We start from the raw sequence: 16,956 nt of genomic DNA on the forward strand, positions 1-16,956 counted from the left end.
GAGGAACGCTACGGGCGCATGTCTGAATGCGTCCGCAAGCACAGTCGATGCATCCGTCCGTGGCCGTTCCACAAGTCTGGAACGGCTCATGTCAAAGTGTCAGCGCGTAGCCTTGCCCGCGAATGGAAGCGTGTGCAGCCACGCCTCGATGTCCTGCAGTTCGTCCATGGTTACGGTGTGATCGGCAGGGTAGTCATGCCACTCTACTGCGAGACGGTGGCTGCGCAGGAGCTCGCACGACTTGCGCCCGAAATCGCAGGGAATGACGCCGTCGTCGCGGCCGTGGGCCATGAACACCGGTGTGGTCCGGCTGGCTTCCTGCAGCTCGTCCGCAAGCGTATCGGCCAAGGGCACGTAGGTGGACAAGGCCATGATGCCGGCGAGCGGTGTCTGACGGCGCAGGCCGACATGCAGTGCAATGGCGCCGCCCTGCGAAAATCCGGCGAGCACGATATTGCTGTCGGGGACGCCACGAGCATTCTCGCGGGCAATGAGCGCTTCGATCTGGGCAGCCGATTCGTGCACACCCTTCGGGTCTTCGCGGCGCTGCGAAAAATCTGCCGACACGATGTCATACCAGGCACGCATCACGTAGCCGCCATTGATCGTTACCGGTCGCGGTGGCGCATGCGGGAACACGAAACGGATGGGCGGCAGGTCGTGGAGCTCGAGGGCGCCGACGACGGGTTCGAAATCATGTCCATCAGCGCCCAGCCCATGGAGCCAGATGACAGAACAGACGGGGTTTGGGCCGGTTTCAATTTCGACGGCGGGAAGCAGGGGCACTTGCCCCGAAGTGCTCGGTGGTACTGCGTTCATTGCCTTACTCCAGTTGAGGTTGCGTCAGGCCGGGGCAGGCCGTATCGGGGTGATACTCACCTTGGGAAACTCGAATTGCAAAGTGCCACACAGCGCGAATACGCCGCATCGCAGCCCGTATCGCTGCGACCGGCGACACCACCCTGACAGGACAAGGAGACGTCTGCACAGCGTCGGGTGCAGGTATTCCAGTCGTCCTGGCCGGGCCCGGGCTCATGCAGGGAGGGCGACAGGTGGCGCGGACAGGAGCGCAGGTCGATGCGGCGGATCGGGCCCGGGAGTCGGGACCACTCTTCGGCGCTGAAGTCGAGCGTCTCCTGCAGCAGGCCGAGGTCCTCAGCCTTGATCAGCCCCGAGCGCTGCAGCGTGCTTGCGGCCCAGCAGTCGGCCCTGCGTGCGCCGGCAGGTGTGCGCTGCGCGCTGGCAGGCAGCCCGAGGTTGAGGCGGGAGCATTCGTGGGCAAACAGAAATAGCTGGCCACGTTCGTCCAGGCGTGGAAGGGCCGCATGGTTGTAGCGGATGACCGCGCGCCCCCCCTCGATCTGTGTGCTGATGGCTGTGGGCAAGGTCGGGTCGGGAACCGCAGCGACCGTGCGCCCCTTTGCGTCGACACAGCCGCCGTAGAGCGTCTGGTCCTGCGCGTGGCTTGCGCTGCCCAGAAGAGCGCTACACCATAGCGCCATGATCAATAGCAGTCTGCCCATTGTTGTTGTATCCCTTGCGCATGTGGCCTGGAACAGGCACGGATGCTTGAGGATACGCCAGCATCCGTCCGGAATGAAGGCGCTCAGGGGGCAAGGGCAGCAGGAGAATTCATTGATGAGCGTTGTACAAGGCGCGAAATGCGGCCCGGCGGCCATCCTTGCCGGCCCGGATCGTACATCGCATGCAACCACGACGGGCGCAACACCAAGCGCCGGCGGATGTGGCAGATGAGCGGTATTCGCTATCGGAACATGTCTTCTGGCGACCTCGCCGCAGTCATGGCCGTGCAGGCCGAAGCCTACGGAGACGGCTTCATCGAGGGCATCGACGTGATTGCTGCGCGTCTCGAAGCTGCACCGAAGACCGCCTGGGTGGCCGAGGATGGCAGCGGTGTCTGTGCGTATCTGGTGGGCTACCCTTCGGTAGCGGGACGGATGACCGCGCTGGGTGGGCCGTTCCGTGTCGCACGCGAGCCGGACTGTCTTTATCTGCACGATCTGGCAGTCTCGCCACGGTCGGCCGGGCTTCGCATCGGACCGTCGCTGGTGCGGAACGCGCTTGCCTTTGCTGAAGGCGCGCAACTGAAGAGCTCTGCACTGGTTTCGGTGCAGGCATCGAAGGCATTCTGGTTGCGACAGGGCTATTGTGTTGCCATGCCGGTTGCAGAAGAATCGGCAAAGCTGGAGAGCTATCCCGGCGATGCGGTGTACATGGCGAGGCGACTCGGGCCATGATCGCAGGAGAGTGCGGCCCCGGCCCGTTCCGAAGCGGATGCACGCGCAGCCGCATGTGGGGACTGCAATCCGGATGCTGTGACACGTACTGTTTCTGTCTGGGGGTGGATGAATGGAATCGCGTTTTCTGAATGATCTCTCGCCGGGCGACCGCTTTGTCTGTGGCGGTGTCACGCTCACCGAGGCCGAGATCATCGGCTTCGCCTTGCACTACGATCCGCAGCCATTTCATCTCGATGCCGGGGTCGCTGCAGATTCTATCTACGGTGGATTGATTGCGAGCGGTTTCCAGGTGGTGTCGCTGTGCTTTCGCATGTTCATCCAGCAGGGTGTCCTCGCGGAGTCGAGCATGGGTTCGCCCGGCATCGACGAACTGCGATGGCTGGCGCCTGTGCGTCCCGGCGACACGATTCGCACCGAGGTCGAAGTCGTCGAGTTGCGTCCCTCGCGCTCCAGGCCCGACCGTGGCATTGCGCGACTGGCTTACCGGGCGCTGAATCAGCGTGACGAGGTGGTCTCGAGCTTTTTCGTGAATCACCTTCTGCGTACCCGCGGCGAAGCCGAGTAGGCGGTAAAAGAGCAGGGTGCAGGCAGGCGATTGACCGGGGTCATTTTTGTTCGCGCCGGGGTGAGGTGTAATCGGGCATCAAGACACCACTCCCGCAGAGATCATCATGGCCCTGATTCCCCTCGAAGAGCCGACCACCCGGCGCATACCCGCCGACACCTTCTCGCTTTTCGCCCTCGCTTTTCGCCCCTTCTACCTGCTGGCGGCAACGCTGGCCGTGGTTGCGATTCCGCTGTGGGTGCTGGTTTTCCTGGGTGTGCTCTCGACGCCGATCCCCGGTATCTGGTGGCATGCACACGAGATGATCTTCGGGTTCGCTGCTGCGGTGATCGTCGGCTTTCTATTTACCGCAGGTCGCAACTGGACCGGCATCGACACCCCGGCAGGCGGTCAGCTCGCGGGCCTTGCCGCGCTGTGGCTTGCCGGTCGGCTAGCGATGGCCTTCGGCAGCGGCTGGTGGGTGGCTGCCGTGGATGTGGCTTTCCTGCCGGTCGCGGCGGCGCTGCTGCTGCGTGTCCTGATCAAGGCCAGAAGCTGGCGCAATTATTTCCCCGGTGTTCTGCCCCTGCTGCTCGGTGCGGCCAATCTGCTGTTTCACCTCGCCGTGAATAGCGCGGTGAACGTCGAACCGCTCATGGGTATTCACATCGCGCTTGGTCTGGTGGTGGTGCTCGAGATCGTCATCGGCGGACGTGTGATACCGATGTTCACCTTCAATTCGATGCGTGGCATCCGTCAGTGGCGCAATGCGCGCTTTGACCTGGTTGCAGCGCTGGTGTCAGGTTTCGCCCTGATGTTGTGGGCGACGGGGGCGACCGGCTGGGCGGGCGGCATCTCCCTGATCGCTGCGCTATTACAAGTGGTGCGCTGGGGCGGGTGGAATCCCTGGGCGACGCGCAATACGCCCTTGCTGTGGATCCTGCACGCCTCCTATCTGTGGATTCCGCTTGGTCTGGCGCTGCTTGCCGCTTCGCAGTGGGGGCTGGTGGCACGGTCAGCCGGGGTTCATGCACTGGCGATCGGTGCCACAGGCGGCCTGATCATCGGCATGATGACTCGCACGGCGCTTGGGCACACCGGACGCATGCTGGTCGCCGGACGGCTGGAGGCGTTTGCCTATGGCCTGGTACAAGTGGCCGCTGTCGCGCGGGTGCTGACGGTGGCCTTCATTCCGGCGGCCGCGATCGGTGGCATCCACCTCGCTGCCACGACCTGGGCGCTGGCGTTTGCACTCTACCTGTGGCGCTACACGCCGTTTCTGCTCTACGCGCGGGTGGACGGTCGGGCCGGGTGAGCTTGGCGCAATCGCGCTGGCCGCCCTGCATCGCGCCATCCCGGGTGGTCAGGGCGTGCCGCTGTCCAGCGATGTGAGGTGGCGCTTCAGGCGGTTCAGCAGTTCGAGAAGTTGCGTCTTTTCTGCATGGTCGAGTCCGCTGAACAACTCGATCACCCAGCCCTCGTGTGACTTTGCCATCTGGCGGAAAGCCTTCTTGCCAGCCGGGGTCAGATGGACCGAGTAGGCACGGCGATCGCGCGGGTCGTCGCGGCGCTCGACCAGGCCTTCTTCCACCAGTTTGTCGGTCAGGCCGGTAACGTTGCCACCGGTCACCATCAGGCGGCGCGACAGTTCGCGCATCTTCAGACCGTCGGGGTTACGGTCCAGCTGAGCCATCAGGTCGAAGCGTGGGAGTGTCGACTCGAAGCCCGTGCGCAATTGATTGCGCAGACGGGACTCTACGATGTTGGTGCAGGTCAGCAGGCGCAACCACACCCGCAAGGCCTCATGATCATCGTTGGTCGCACGCGTCTCATGATCGATGGTTTCCGGGTCCTGGTCGGCGGAAGAGTCGTGTTGGGCTAGCGTCATGGCGGTACCTGCTTGAAGTGCAACAATCGGCCAGTGTCAGCCGGGTGATGGCGTATTTTACTCCTTGATTCCTGCTAAATCATTTACGTCTAAATTTATGATGAAATAATTTGTTTTCGGCTGAGTGCCTTTCTGTCATTCAGTTCGACAGCCCATCGAAAAACTCGACCGTCGCGCTAAAGAGCGCCGAATCGGGGCGTGCGAAGGCGTCGCACAGGGTGAGGTGATCGTCTTCGGGCATCGCGACCGCGCCTTTCCACACGGATGCCCAGCCATGGGCAAGCAGGGCGAGCTGGCGCTGGAATTCGGCGCTCTCCTTGCCGCCCACCGCACCGAGCAGGGGCGCATCTGTCGCAGGTTTCAGCAGGATGGGGCTCAGCGTGGCGACACGTTCGGGGTTGAAGTCGAGGTCGGCGTCGAGCGCCGGCACCGACGCCAGCGGCGCGAGATCGACGACCGGGCTGAGCGCAATGCCAGCGGCGACGAGGCGCCGGGGAAGGTCGGGGGCAAGCGCGGGCCAATCGGTGGCCATCGCCATGCAGGTGAGATGTCCGCCAGCAGAGTGGCCCGATACGACGATGCGCTTGTTGTCGATGCCGTAGCCTTCCGCCTTGCGATACAGCCAGGCGATGCTGCGTCGGGTTTGCGCGGTGATCTCTTCCAGCGTGGTGGCCGGTGCGAGTCCGTAGTTCACCACCGCGACGGCGATACCGTGCTTGAGGAAGGCCGGCGCGATCCACGAGAAATCGTCCTTGTGCAGACGCTTCCAGAATCCTCCGTGAATGAACACCAGCAAGGGGTGCGGGCCCTTGCCCTGTGCGGGCAGGAAGAGATCGAGGGTTTCGGCTGCGGCCGGACCGTAGCGCAGGTCGAGCTCGGCGGGATGGGCTGCACGGACTTGCTTGCCGCGCGCACCCCAGGCAGCGAGGCTGCCGGCGAAATCAGGCACCCGGATACTGACGTCGTATTCACGTGCGAAATCGGTGCCGGGTGGGGGCTGCAGCTGATCGGGCAGCGAAGTGGGGTCAGACGCCAAGGTAACGCTCCCAGAGTTCAGGTTCGGCCGCGAGTGCGTCATTGTCGCCGCTCCAGGGGCTGCGGCCCTTTTCGATGAAGGCATGGTGATCGGCAACCCGCATCAGTTCGTTGAGGTATTTGTCGATCACCAGAATCGCCTGCCCGCTGCGCTTCAGGCACCCCAGCACTTGCCAGATCTCACGTCGGATCAACGGTGAAATCCCCTCGGTGGCTTCGTCGAGGATGAGCAGGTGCGGATTCGTCATCAGCGCACGGCCGATTGCGAGCATCTGCTGCTCGCCACCGGAGAGCTGGTTGCCCATGTTCTGAGCCCGCTCGGCGAGCCGGGGGAAGAGGGCGTGGATACTCTCCAGCGTCCATGGATCGGCGCGGCCGCTGCGGTTGGCGGCGAAGGCCAGCAGGTTTTCCTTGACCGTGAGGTTCGGAAAGATCTGCCGCCCTTCGGGTACCAGTGCCAGCCCCATCTGCGCGATGCGCTCGGTGGGCTGGCCGTCGATGCGCTCGCCAAGGAAACGGATCTCGCCCGACCACGCCGGCAACTGGCCGAACACCGCGCGCAAGGTCGTGGTCTTGCCCATGCCGTTGCGCCCGAGCAGCGTGGCCGCTTCGCCCGGCTGTACTTCGAGGTTCATGCCGAACAGCACCTGGCTGGCGCCGTAGCCGGTTTCGAGGTTCTCGATCGATAGCAGGCTGCTCATTGCACGGCCTCCGTTGCGGCTGATTCATCGTCGCCCAGGTAGGCGGAAATGACCTGGGGATCGTTGCGGATCTGCTCGGGCGTGCCGCTGGCGATGACCGCGCCCGAGACCAGTACCGACACGCGGTCGGCGAGGCGGAAGACGGCATCCATGTCGTGCTCGACGAGGATCAGGGTATGGTCCTCGCGCAGGCTGTGGATCAGTTCGCCCATGCGTTTCGACTCTTCCGGGTCGGTGCCGGCCATCGGTTCGTCAAGCAACAGCAGACGCGGTTTGCAGGCCAGTGCCATGCCGAGTTCGAGCGCGCGCTGTTTGCCGTGCGACAGGGTGCCGACGATCTGCTCCATGACGTCGATCAGTCCGACGCGACGTGCGGCGTCCTCAGCGCCTTCGTCAAGGTCGGACTCGTCCGCCACCGTGCCAAGAAAGTCGAATGAGTGGCCTGTGCGCGCCTGCACGGCGAGCGCCAGGTTTTCGCGCACCGTGAGCCTGGGCAACAAGGTGGTGATCTGGAACGAGCGCACGATGCCGGCGCTCACGCGCTTGTGGATCGGCAGCCGGGTGATGTCGCGCCCTTCAAACAGGATGCGGCCACTGTCGGGTGCGAGTTCGCCGCAGAGCTGTGCCAGCAGGGTCGTCTTGCCCGCGCCGTTCGGCCCGATCAGCGCATGAATCTCGCCGGCGCGGATCTCGAGATTGCAATGATCGGTTGCCACCAGGCCACCGAAGCGTTTGACGAGTTCCTGGACTTGCAGAATCGTGTGGCTCATCGCGCATTCTCCTCGCCCGCGGATTTCCCGGGCACGGCAGCGGGTGCTCGTCGCGCGGCAAGAATGCGTTCGCGCAGGCTCATGACCCCGTTCGGCGCAACCAGCACGATGAACAGCAGCAGGGCACCCAGGATCAGGTTCCAGTGCTCGGTGTGGGTCGAGATTGTTTCTTCCAGCAGCAGGAAGATGGCCGCACCGGTGATCCCGCCCCAGAAATAGCCCGATCCGCCAATGATCACCATCACCATCAACAGGCCTGACTGATGCCAGGTCAGGGTGTGCGGCGTCACCCCCATGCTGAGGTTCGCCAGCAGTGCTCCGGCCAGGCCGGCCAGACCGCCCGACAGCACGAAGGCCATCAGCTTGAGGCGGAAGACCGGGTAGCCGATGGCGGCCATGCGGCGCTCGTTCTCGCGGATCGCCACCAGGGCGCGGCCAAAACGCGAGGCCACGAGACGGTAGAGGAGAACGAAGGCGAGACCCGCGGTAAACAGTACGAAGTAGTAGAAGGCGAGATCGCTCTCCAGCGACAGGCCGGGAATCTCCGAGCGTGCACTTAGCGGCAGTCCGTCGTCTCCGCCGAATTCAGGCAGTGACACGGCTAGGTAATAGAAGAGCTGGGCGAATGCCAGCGTGATCATGATGAAATACACGCCGCGGGTACGCAGGCTGATGACGCCGATCACCAGCGCGGCGAAGGCTGCCAGCCCGACTGCAGCCGGAATCGCGACCCAGGCGGCGACCACTCCGTACTTGGCGAGAATGGCCACCCCGTAGCCCCCTGCGCCCAGAAAGGCAGCGTGACCGAGGCTGATCATGCCGCCGTAGCCGAGGGCGAGATTGAGCGCACTGGCGGCCAGCGCCAGGATGAGCACACGGCTGCCGATACTGATGTAGAAGGGCTCGCCCAGCGAACTCATGATCAGCGGGTAGATGGCAAGGGCGAGGACGACGGCGATGGCCGTCCACGGGCCGGGCAGGCCGGCCAGCAGCGGCGTTTCGGGCGTGCGGAGGTGTGCGGATGTCGGGTTCATGTCGGTCAGCCTCGCGCAGGGAACAGGCCCTGAGGCCGGAAGAAGAGGACGCACACCATCAGCAGGCTTACCATCATCGACGCCAGCGTGGGGCCGAGCGTGGCGGCCGTGGCGGAGTCCACCACGAGCTTGAGGCCGAAAGTGAGCAGAAGACGGCCGAGGGTGTCGATCATGCCGACGAGCAGCGAGCCGACAAGCGCACCGCGCATGGAGCCGATGCCGCCGATCACGATCACCTCGAATGCCGGAATCAGGATCGACTCACCCATGCCGACCGACACCGCCAGCAAGGGGCCGAGCAGCGCGCCGGCAAGTGCGCACAGCGCGGCGCCGAGCGCAAATACAAAGGTGAACAAGGGCTTGATCCGAACCCCCATCACTGCAGCCATCTCCGGGTTGGAGGCCCCTGCACGCATCCACATCCCGATACGGGTGCGGTTGACCAGCAGGTAGAGCCCGAGTGCAACGAGCAGGCCGACGACGATGATGAGCATGCGGTAGGCCGGGTAGTACAACTCATCGGTCACCAGTTCGAGCGGGCCGGACAGGCTCTCGGGCATGCCGATCATCAGGGGCTGCGCGCCAAAAATGATCTTGATCGTTTCGTTCGCGATCAGGATCAGCGCAAAAGTTGCCAGCACCTGCGACAGGTGGCTCATCCGCTGCAAACGTCGGTAAAGCACGCGTTCGAGAATGGCACCGATCAGCGCGGTGGCGATGATGGCCAGCAGCAGGGCCGGGAAGAAGCTCTGGAACGCCTGGTAGAAGGCTGCGGCGAGGAAGGCGCCGATCATGTAAAGCGAACCGTGGGCCAGGTTGATGAGGTCCATGATGCCGAACACCAGGGTCAGCCCGGCGGCCAGGAGGAACAGCATCAGCCCGTACTGCAGGCCGTTGAGCGCTTGTTCGAGAATCAGGTAGAGCATGGATGACCTGCCGGAAGTCAGGAGGCACGATCAGACACGCCATCGCCCGGGCGGGCACTGGCGGGCCTGTTCAGTGCTGTGTTGAAAGAAAGCCGGTAAGGCAGGCCGTGGGCGATGAGGAAGGACGATCCGCCCTCCGTCTGCGCTCACATGGCCGCAACGATGAAGGTTCGCAAACCGCGCGGACGCAGCAGGCAGGATGCGCCGCCCTCGCGGGGGCGCATCGCAGCCGCATTACATCTTGCACTCTTTGGCGTAGGCGTCGGTGTGCTTGTCCATGACCTTGCCGACGTACTTGTTGCTGACCGATCCGTCTGCGTTCTTCACCACTTCACGCAGGTAGTAGTTCTGCACCGGATAGTGGTTGTTGCCGAAATGGTATTCGCCGCGGGTGCTCGGTGCCTTCACGGTTTCAAGTGCCTTGCGGAAGGCTGCCTTGTCCTCGATCTTGCCGCCGACGGACTTCACCGCGGCATCGATCAGCAGCGCTGCGTCGTAGCCTTGCGATGCGTAGAGCGTGGGCAGGCGACCGGTGTCCTTCTGGAAATCAGCAACGAAACGCTGATTGACCGGATTGTCCATTTCGCGATACCAGTGGCTGGTGTTGAACACGCCTTCCATTGCGGGGCCGACCGCCTTCACCACGTCCTCGTCACCGGAGAAGCCGGGCGCGAACAGCGGGGTCTTCTTCAACATGCCCGACTGCGAGTATTGCTTGATGAAGTTGATCCCCATGCCGCCCGGCAGGAAGATGTAGAGCGCGTCCGCACCCGACGCGCGAATCTGTGCAATTTCGGCAGCGTAGTCGAGTTGGCCGAGCTTGGTATAGACCTCGTCGGCAACCTCGCCCTTGTAGAAGCGCTTGAAGCCGGTCAGTGCATCCTTGCCCGCCGGGTAGTTGGGGGCGACCATCGCCACTTTCTTGAAGCCCTTGTCCTGCACATGCTTGCCCATGGCTTCGTGCAGGTTGTCGTTCTGCCAGGCAACGTTGAAGAAGTAGGGGTTGCACTCGGCGCCGGCGTACTGACTCGGCCCGGCGTTGGCGCTGATGTAGAAGGTTTCTGCGCCGAAGAAGGCAGGTCCGACGGCGAGCATGATGTTGGAGAACACCACGCCGGTGGCGATATCAACCTGATCGCGCTTGATGAAGCGTTCGGTGATCTGTTTGGCGGTCTCGGGGTTCTGCGCATCGTCGGCGACGATCACTTCGGTGGTGATACCGCCGAGTTTGCCGCCGAGGTGCTTGACTGCAAGCTCGAAGCCGTCGCGGATGTCGATGCCAAGGCCGGCGCCGGGGCCGGACAGGGTAGTCATCATGCCGACCTTCATGCTGTCGGCAGCCATGACGGCGCCGCTGGCGAGCAAGGTGGAGCAGGCGAGGGCAACGCAGGTCTTCTTCATCATTGTATTTATCTCCAGAGGGATGACGGCTTGCAGGCGGAATCTTCTCATGACGGGCACACAGGCGGCGACCCGTCATTGACGGCGTTCGCCCGGAGACCGCCGGATCGCTCAGCTTTGTGACTTCAACCGGAAACGCTGCAGCTTGCCGGTTTCGGTGCGCGGCAGGGAATCGACGTAGCTGATCGCGCGCGGGTACTTGTAGGGCGCGACGGTCTGCTTGACGAAATCCTGCAGGGTCCTGCTCATGCTCTCGTCCGGGCTGAACCCGGGTTTGAGTACAACGAAAGCCTTGATCAACTGGCCACGGTCGGTGTCGGGCACGCCGATGACACCACATTCGGCGACGGCCGGGTGGGCCATGAGGGCCCACTCGACTTCCGGGCTGGAGACGTTGTAGCCCGAGGTGACGATGATGTCGTCGATCCGGGCGTGATAGTAGAAGTAGCCGTCCTCATCCATGTGAAAGGCGTCGCCCGGCAGGTTCCAGCCCTTGCACACGTAGTCCTTCTGGCGCTCGTCTGCCAGATAGCGGCAACCGGTCGGACCCTTGATCGCGAGCTTGCCGACCTCTCCCGGCGGCAGGGGGTTCATCTCGTCGTCAACGATCATGCCGCGGTAGCCGGGAAGCAGCTTGCCGAGCGCACCGGCGCGGTAATCCTCGGGGCCGGAGGCGATGTAGATATGGATCATCTCGGTGCCGCCGATGCCGTCGTGGATCTGAATGCCGCTCGCTGCACGCCATTTGTCGCGGGTGTCGGTCGGCAAGGCCTCGCCGGCGGACACACATTTCTTCAGGCTTGAAATGTCGTAGGTGCCGACCAGGCCGGTCATCTGACGGTAGGCCGTGGGCGAGGTGAAGCAGATCGTCGCCTTGTAGTCCTGGATCGCCTTCATCAGGGGTTCGGGCGCGAGCTTTTCGAGCAGCACGGTGCTGGCGCGCGCCCACAAGGGGAAGCACAGCAGGCCACCGAGGCCGAAGGTGAAGGCCAGGGGCGGGGTGCCGATGAAGATGTCGTCGGCGCCAGGCTTGAGGCAGTGACGGGGAAAGACCTCGCACATCGCCATCACGTCACGGTGAAAATGGACCGTGCCCTTTGGAATGCCGGTGGTTCCGGACGTGAACCCGATCAGGGCGGGGTCGTCCGCGGCCGTGTCGACTGCTTCAAACGCGTCGGGCTTTGATTCCATCTGCGATTCGAGCGTGCCGCCTTCACCGTAGAACACGGTCTGGCTCAGGCCGGGGAAGGCCTCGCGTGCCAGTTCGAGTTCTTCGGCAAGACTGGCATCGCACAAGGCATGGCTGACTTGCGCCAGTTTCAGGATCTCGCCGATTTCCTTTGCACGAAGCAGCGGCATGGTGCCGACTGCCACACCGCCAGCCTTCCACACCGCCAGCCAGCAGGCGGCGAGCCAGGGTGTGTTGGCGCCGCGCAGCAGAACGCGGTTGCCAGGCACGAGCCCCATGTCTTCCACCAGTACGTGGGCCAGGCGATTGACCTGTTGGTGGAGCTGGCGATAGGTCCAGCGGATGCCGTTGCCGAGGATTGCAGGGCGATCGCCATGGCCTTCGGTGACCGCAGAATCGACGAGTTCGACGCTCGCATTGAGCTGTTCGGCGAACTCGAGTTCGGGACGTTCGAATACCAGTTCCGGCCAGGTATCCGCAGGCGGCAGGTTGTCGATCACAAACCGGTCGAGATGAGCGCTTCTACTCATGTTGGATCCTCTGCTTTCTGGGCTGGGGTCCGCACTCAAGGCCACAAGATGATGTGTCTGTGGTCGTATTGAGCGCGGTGAGCTCGTTTTGTGAGACAAGTTTTTGCCAAACAGAGAGGGAAGTCAAGCGCTAAACAATAGTTTAATAAACAATTTATAGATAAACTATATGAAATGGAATGGAAGTTTTTTAAGGCTTTGTAAATAGTAAATATATTTTGAGGTGCTTTCGGTCGCTGCACCGGTGTGCAGCGACGCCAGGCACCCTGTCACCAGAGCGCGCCCCGAGCAGCGCGCATCTTTCGGACCATCGCATCGAAGAATTTCGTCGCAAATCCGCTGTCGCGAATCAGCATTTGTGTGAGGTCGGCGCACTTCTGCCCGATTGCGTCCTCGAGCGGGGTGTCCTCACCGGGAATCATGCCAGCGTGGCACTGGATTTCGGCGGCACGCTGAACCGTCCACAGCAGGAAGAAGGTCTTGGCAATGTCCTGCTCGCCCACCGCGACACCGTGGTTGCGCAGCACCAGGATGTGCTTGTCGCCGAGGCTGGCGAGCATCCGTGCCTTCTCGTCCGCGAACAGGGTAATGCCCTCGAAGGCGTGGTAGCCCACGCGACCGAAGAGCTGGGCGCCATAGAAGTTGTCGTGGGAGAAGCCGGCCTTCTTCTGCGCGACCGCCGATACCGGATTGGTGTGGGTGTGAATCACGCAGTGAATGTCGTCGCGCGCGCCGTGAATCGCGCTGTGCAGGGCGAAACCCGCCGGGTTGGCATCGTAGGGCGAGGGCTCCACCTTGTTGCCGTCGAGGTCGACCTTGAGCAGGTTGGCTGGCGTCACTTCGGTGTAGTTCAGCCCGAAGGGATTTACGAGGTAGTGGTTGCCCGGGCCGGGAAGGCGTGCAGAGATGTGGTTGAAGATGGTCTCAGTCCAGCCGAAGAAATCCACCAGGTGGTAGCACTCGGCGAGCTGGATGCGCAGCGTCCACTCTTCATCGCTGCAATGGGCGGGTTTGACGACTTCTGTGTGCGTGCTCATGTTCTGTCCTTGAATGATCTGTTCGGGAACTCAATGCTTTTCGTTGCAGCGTTGTTCGCCGCGGAAGCGAGCGAGTGCAATGATCTTGCGCGTGACCGGCATCGGCAGATGGAAGCGGGCGGCCAGTTCCAGCACCGAATCGCCAATCGCAGCGAGTTCGAGCGGGCGGCCCTTGTCGTAGTCCTGCAGCATCGAGGTGCGGATCGCCCCCATCGAGGCGCCGAGTTCGAGAAAGGTCAGCGGATCGATCTCGACCCGCGCGCCGTAGCTCGCAGCAACCAGCAACACTTCGCGCTTGATCGCGATCACCGTGTCCTGCAACTCACCCGGGCGGTAGAGCTCTTCGAGCGTCGCACCGGTGATCACCGACAGCGGGTTGGTGCTGGTGTTGGCGATGATCTTGGTCCACAGCTTGTCGCGGATGCGCTCCAGCGGTCTGGCCTCGATGCCGCCGGCGGCAACAGCGTCGCACAGGTCCAGCAGGCGCGGGCTCATGCTGTTGTCGGGCTCGCCGAACATGATCAGGTGAGGGTTTCGTGCCAGTACATGGCCGGGTTTTTCGACCTCTGCGGTGACGAACACCACGCAGCCGATGATGTGCTTCAGGGGCAGCAAGGCCGCGAGACGACCGTCCGGGTCGACCGCGTGGACGGTCTCACCGGCAAAGCGTCCGCCTTCGCCATGGAAGTACCACCAGGGGACGCCGTTAACCGTGGGGATGACGATGGTGTGGTCGCCGATCAACGGCTGCAGCGTCGGCAGCAGGGTTGCGATGTCCTGGGCCTTGGCGCACAGAAAGATGATGTCCTGAATGCCGAAATCGGCCTGCGCGCTCGCCTGCACCTCGACCCGGTGTTCGCCTTCAAGGTCGGTCAGGGTGATGCCGTCGTTGCGGATGGCCTCGAGCGTGGCACCGCGTGCGAGCACACTGACCGCGTGTCCGGCCAACGCGAGGCGCGCTGCGATGGTGCAACCGATGGCACCGGCGCCGGCGATACAGATTCGTTTTGGAGTTTGGGTTTGCATGTCGAGTGTTCCGCTGCGCTCAGGTGGCCAGCATCTCCTGATGCTTGCCGCCGAGTCCGAGGTAGGCCTCGATCACGCGCGGGTCGTCGCGCAGCTGCACGGCCGGCCCTTCCATGGCGATCGCGCCAGTCTCGAGCACGTAGGCGTAGTCGGCCACCTGCAGCGCGGCGCGTGCGTTCTGCTCCACCAGCAGGATCGACACCCCGCGCTTGCGCAGCTCGGCGATGATGCGAAAGATCTCGCGCACGATCAGCGGCGCGAGCCCGAGGCTGGGTTCGTCGAGCATCAGCAGTTTGGGCTTGGCCATCAGCGCGCGGCCCACCGCCAGCATCTGGCGCTCGCCGCCCGAGAGCGTGCCAGCAAGCTGGCCGCGGCGCTCTTTCAGGCGCGGGAACAGGGTGTAGACCTCTTCCATTGTCTTGGCCTGATCGCGGTGCCCCATGCGGTAGCGCTGGAAGGCGCCCAGCGTGAGGTTGTCTTCCACCGTCATCTCGCCGAAGAGCTCGCGCTTCTCGGGCACCAGGTTCATGCCGCGCGCGACCATGCGCTCGACTTCGGGCACCGACTCGATGCTGCCGTCAAACTGCACCTGGCCCCTGGAGCCGAGCACGCCCATGATGGCCGACAGCATCGTCGTCTTGCCCGCGCCGTTGGGGCCGATCACGGTCACGATCTGGCCTTCGCCCACCACCAGGTTGGCGTTGGAGAGCGCCTCGACCTTGCCGTAGGACACGCACAGGTCCTGGATCTCGAGCACCTTGTTCTTCGGGGTGTTGGCGGCGTTTGTGTTCATTTCGTTCCCCATCACTCCACCCCACCCAGATAGGCTTCGAGCACTGCGGGGTCTTTCTGCACGTCTTCGGGCAGGCCTTCGGCGATCTTCTCGCCAAACTCCATCACCACCACCCGGTCGACCAGGCCCATGACGAAGTCCATGTCGTGTTCGACCAGCAGCGTGGCCATGCCTTCGGCTTTCAGCTTCTTGAGCAGCTCGCCGAGCGCCTGCTTCTCCTTGAAGCGCAGGCCGGCGGCCGGTTCGTCGAGCAGCAGCAGGCAGGGGTCGGAGCACAGCGCGCGGGCGATCTCCATGATGCGTTGCTGGCCCAGCGCGAGGCTGCCGGCTTCGTCGAACATGTGTTCGGCCAGGCCCACGCGTTCGATCTGGCGCGCGGCTTCGGCCAGCAGGCGCGCTTCTTCTTCGCGGTCCATGCGCCAGGCCGAGCTGATCACCCCCTTGTCGCCGCGGAGGTGGCCGCCGATGGCGACGTTCTCGAGCACGGTCATGGTCGGCAGCAGCTTCACATGCTGGAAGGTGCGGCTCATGCCCATGCGGGCGATCTCGCGCGAGTCGTGGCCGGCCACCGGCTTGCCCATGAACAGCACCTCGCCCGAGGTCGGGGTATCGACGCCCGAGATCTGGTTGAACATCGTGCTCTTGCCCGCGCCGTTGGGGCCGATGAGCGCGAGGATCTCGCCCGCGCGCACCTCCAGGCTCATGTTGTTGTTGGCCACCAGACCGCCAAACTTTCGCGTCACCGCCTTGGCTTCGAGGATGCGCTCGCCCACCTTGGGCAGGGTGCGCCGTGGCAGGGCGACGGCACTGGGGTCGATGGTTTTCTGCTTCGCCTTCACCGGCACGAAGCGGGTGAGGATGGGCCACAGGCCGTCGCGGGCACGCTGCAGCACGAGCACCATCATCAGGCCGAACACGATCACCTCGAAGTTGCCGCTAGTGCCGAGGATGCGCGGCAGCAGATCCTGCAGCCACTGCTTGAGGATGGTGATCACGCCCGCACCGACGAGCGCACCCCACACGTGACCGGCACCGCCGACCACGGCCATGAACAGATACTCGATACCGATGTGCAGCCCGAACGGGGTCGGGTTCACGAAGCGCTGCATGTGCGCATACAGCCAGCCCGAGGCGCAGGCGTGCAGCGCGGCGATGACGAAGATGATCATGCGCGAGCGCGAGGTGTTCACCCCCATCGCCTCGGCCATCACCATGCCGCCCTTCAAGGCGCGGATCGCACGGCCTTCGCGCGAGTCGAGCAGGTTCTGCGTGGTGAGCACGGCCGACAGCAGGAAGGCCCAGATCAGGTAGAAGATCTCCTCACCCTGATCAAGCTCCCAGCCGAAGATCGAGATCGGCGGGATGCCGGTGAGGCCGGTGTGGCCACCGAGCGTCTCCATGGTGCCGAACAGGAAATACAGCGAGATGCCCCACGCGATCGTGCCCAGCGGCAGGAAGTGGCCGGAGAGTTTCAGCGTGAGCGAGCCGAGCACGATGGCCACAGTCGCAGTGAACACCAGCCCGACCACGAGCGCCAGCCACGGCGAGCCGCCCAGCCACGACAGCCAGCCCGGCAGGTCGGTGGCGGTGGTGAGCACGCCGGTGGTGTAGGCGCCGAGGCCGACGAAGGCCGCCTGACCGAAGCTGGTAAGCCCGCCCACGCCGGTGAGCAGCACCAACCCGAGCGCGACCATCGCGTACAGGCCGATGTAGTTGAGCAGCGTGACGTAGAACGGCGACAGCACCAGCGGCGCCACGAGCAGGATGCCGAGGAAGGCGACCAGCATCACGCGCGGGGACAGGAAGGCGGAGGTACTCGCG

Annotated in this window: 17 protein-coding genes; 3 read left to right on the top strand and 14 right to left on the bottom strand. The window is 63.7% G+C overall.

Annotation, left to right across the window (positions count from 1 at the left end):
* Positions 1–99: 99 nt before the first annotated feature.
* Together CEW87_RS16135 and CEW87_RS16140 are read right to left on the bottom strand one after the other, a co-directional pair.
* Entirely contained in the window at positions 100–819 is a 720-nt protein-coding gene (locus tag CEW87_RS16135; protein ID WP_108974626.1) for an alpha/beta hydrolase, read from the bottom strand.
* A gap of 56 nt (positions 820–875) precedes the next feature.
* Entirely contained in the window at positions 876–1,523 is a 648-nt protein-coding gene (locus tag CEW87_RS16140) for a hypothetical protein (protein ID WP_108974628.1), read from the bottom strand.
* A 228-nt stretch (positions 1,524–1,751) separates the two neighbouring features.
* Between CEW87_RS16140 and CEW87_RS16145 the strand changes: the two genes are divergently transcribed.
* The 3 genes from CEW87_RS16145 (at position 1,752) to CEW87_RS16155 (ending at position 4,120) form a co-directional block, all read left to right on the top strand.
* Complete coding sequence (locus tag CEW87_RS16145) at positions 1,752–2,258, top strand: GNAT family N-acetyltransferase (protein ID WP_199917036.1); 507 nt, start codon at positions 1,752–1,754, stop codon at positions 2,256–2,258.
* Positions 2,259–2,370: 112 nt separating this feature from the next.
* The gene (locus CEW87_RS16150; RefSeq protein WP_108974630.1) at positions 2,371–2,826 is read left to right on the top strand and encodes a MaoC family dehydratase; all 456 of its coding nucleotides are present in this window, start codon (positions 2,371–2,373) and stop codon (positions 2,824–2,826) included.
* A gap of 106 nt (positions 2,827–2,932) precedes the next feature.
* Complete coding sequence (locus CEW87_RS16155) at positions 2,933–4,120, top strand: NnrS family protein (protein WP_108974632.1); 1,188 nt, start codon at positions 2,933–2,935, stop codon at positions 4,118–4,120.
* Between the two features lie 48 nt (positions 4,121–4,168).
* Here the strand turns inward: CEW87_RS16155 and CEW87_RS16160 are convergent, their stop codons facing one another.
* The 12 genes from CEW87_RS16160 to CEW87_RS16215 all read right to left on the bottom strand — a co-directional run bounded on the left by CEW87_RS16160 (position 4,169) and on the right by CEW87_RS16215 (position 16,922).
* Positions 4,169–4,693 (bottom strand): MarR family winged helix-turn-helix transcriptional regulator, encoded by a 525-nt coding sequence (locus CEW87_RS16160; RefSeq protein WP_108974634.1) that lies wholly within the window; start codon positions 4,691–4,693, stop codon positions 4,169–4,171.
* Between the two features lie 139 nt (positions 4,694–4,832).
* Positions 4,833–5,729, bottom strand: a complete 897-nt coding sequence (locus tag CEW87_RS16165; protein WP_159098195.1) for an alpha/beta hydrolase — start codon at positions 5,727–5,729, stop codon at positions 4,833–4,835.
* Positions 5,719–6,429 carry an ABC transporter ATP-binding protein gene (locus CEW87_RS16170; protein ID WP_108974638.1) on the bottom strand — a complete coding sequence of 237 codons (711 nt, stop codon included), beginning with the start codon at positions 6,427–6,429 and terminating at the stop codon, positions 5,719–5,721. The genes CEW87_RS16165 and CEW87_RS16170 overlap by 11 nt, the downstream gene beginning before the upstream one ends.
* Entirely contained in the window at positions 6,426–7,199 is a 774-nt protein-coding gene (locus CEW87_RS16175) for an ABC transporter ATP-binding protein (RefSeq protein WP_108974640.1), read from the bottom strand. Before CEW87_RS16175 ends, CEW87_RS16170 begins: the two co-directional genes overlap by 4 nt.
* Positions 7,196–8,233: a branched-chain amino acid ABC transporter permease gene (locus tag CEW87_RS16180; protein WP_108948102.1), complete on the bottom strand. Its 1,038-nt coding sequence runs from the start codon at positions 8,231–8,233 to the stop codon at positions 7,196–7,198. Before CEW87_RS16180 ends, CEW87_RS16175 begins: the two co-directional genes overlap by 4 nt.
* 5 nt (positions 8,234–8,238) lie before the next feature.
* Positions 8,239–9,159: a branched-chain amino acid ABC transporter permease gene (locus tag CEW87_RS16185; RefSeq protein ID WP_108974642.1), complete on the bottom strand. Its 921-nt coding sequence runs from the start codon at positions 9,157–9,159 to the stop codon at positions 8,239–8,241.
* A gap of 234 nt (positions 9,160–9,393) precedes the next feature.
* On the bottom strand, positions 9,394–10,563 hold the full coding sequence (locus CEW87_RS16190) for an ABC transporter substrate-binding protein (protein ID WP_234421554.1): 1,170 nt from the start codon (positions 10,561–10,563) through the stop codon (positions 9,394–9,396).
* A gap of 108 nt (positions 10,564–10,671) precedes the next feature.
* Positions 10,672–12,279, bottom strand: a complete 1,608-nt coding sequence (locus CEW87_RS16195; protein WP_108974644.1) for an AMP-binding protein — start codon at positions 12,277–12,279, stop codon at positions 10,672–10,674.
* 269 nt (positions 12,280–12,548) lie between these two features.
* Complete coding sequence (locus tag CEW87_RS16200; RefSeq protein ID WP_108974645.1) at positions 12,549–13,316, bottom strand: class II aldolase/adducin family protein; 768 nt, start codon at positions 13,314–13,316, stop codon at positions 12,549–12,551.
* A 30-nt stretch (positions 13,317–13,346) separates the two neighbouring features.
* Positions 13,347–14,342 carry a ketopantoate reductase family protein gene (locus CEW87_RS16205; protein ID WP_108974647.1) on the bottom strand — a complete coding sequence of 332 codons (996 nt, stop codon included), beginning with the start codon at positions 14,340–14,342 and terminating at the stop codon, positions 13,347–13,349.
* 19 nt (positions 14,343–14,361) lie between these two features.
* On the bottom strand, positions 14,362–15,135 hold the full coding sequence (locus CEW87_RS16210; protein ID WP_199917037.1) for an ABC transporter ATP-binding protein: 774 nt from the start codon (positions 15,133–15,135) through the stop codon (positions 14,362–14,364).
* Between the two features lie 11 nt (positions 15,136–15,146).
* Positions 15,147–16,922: an ABC transporter permease subunit gene (locus tag CEW87_RS16215; protein ID WP_108977276.1), complete on the bottom strand. Its 1,776-nt coding sequence runs from the start codon at positions 16,920–16,922 to the stop codon at positions 15,147–15,149.
* Positions 16,923–16,956: the final 34 nt, after the last annotated feature.

Source organism: Parazoarcus communis, from assembly GCF_003111665.1.
In the GTDB taxonomy this organism is placed as follows: domain Bacteria; phylum Pseudomonadota; class Gammaproteobacteria; order Burkholderiales; family Rhodocyclaceae; genus Parazoarcus; species Parazoarcus communis_B.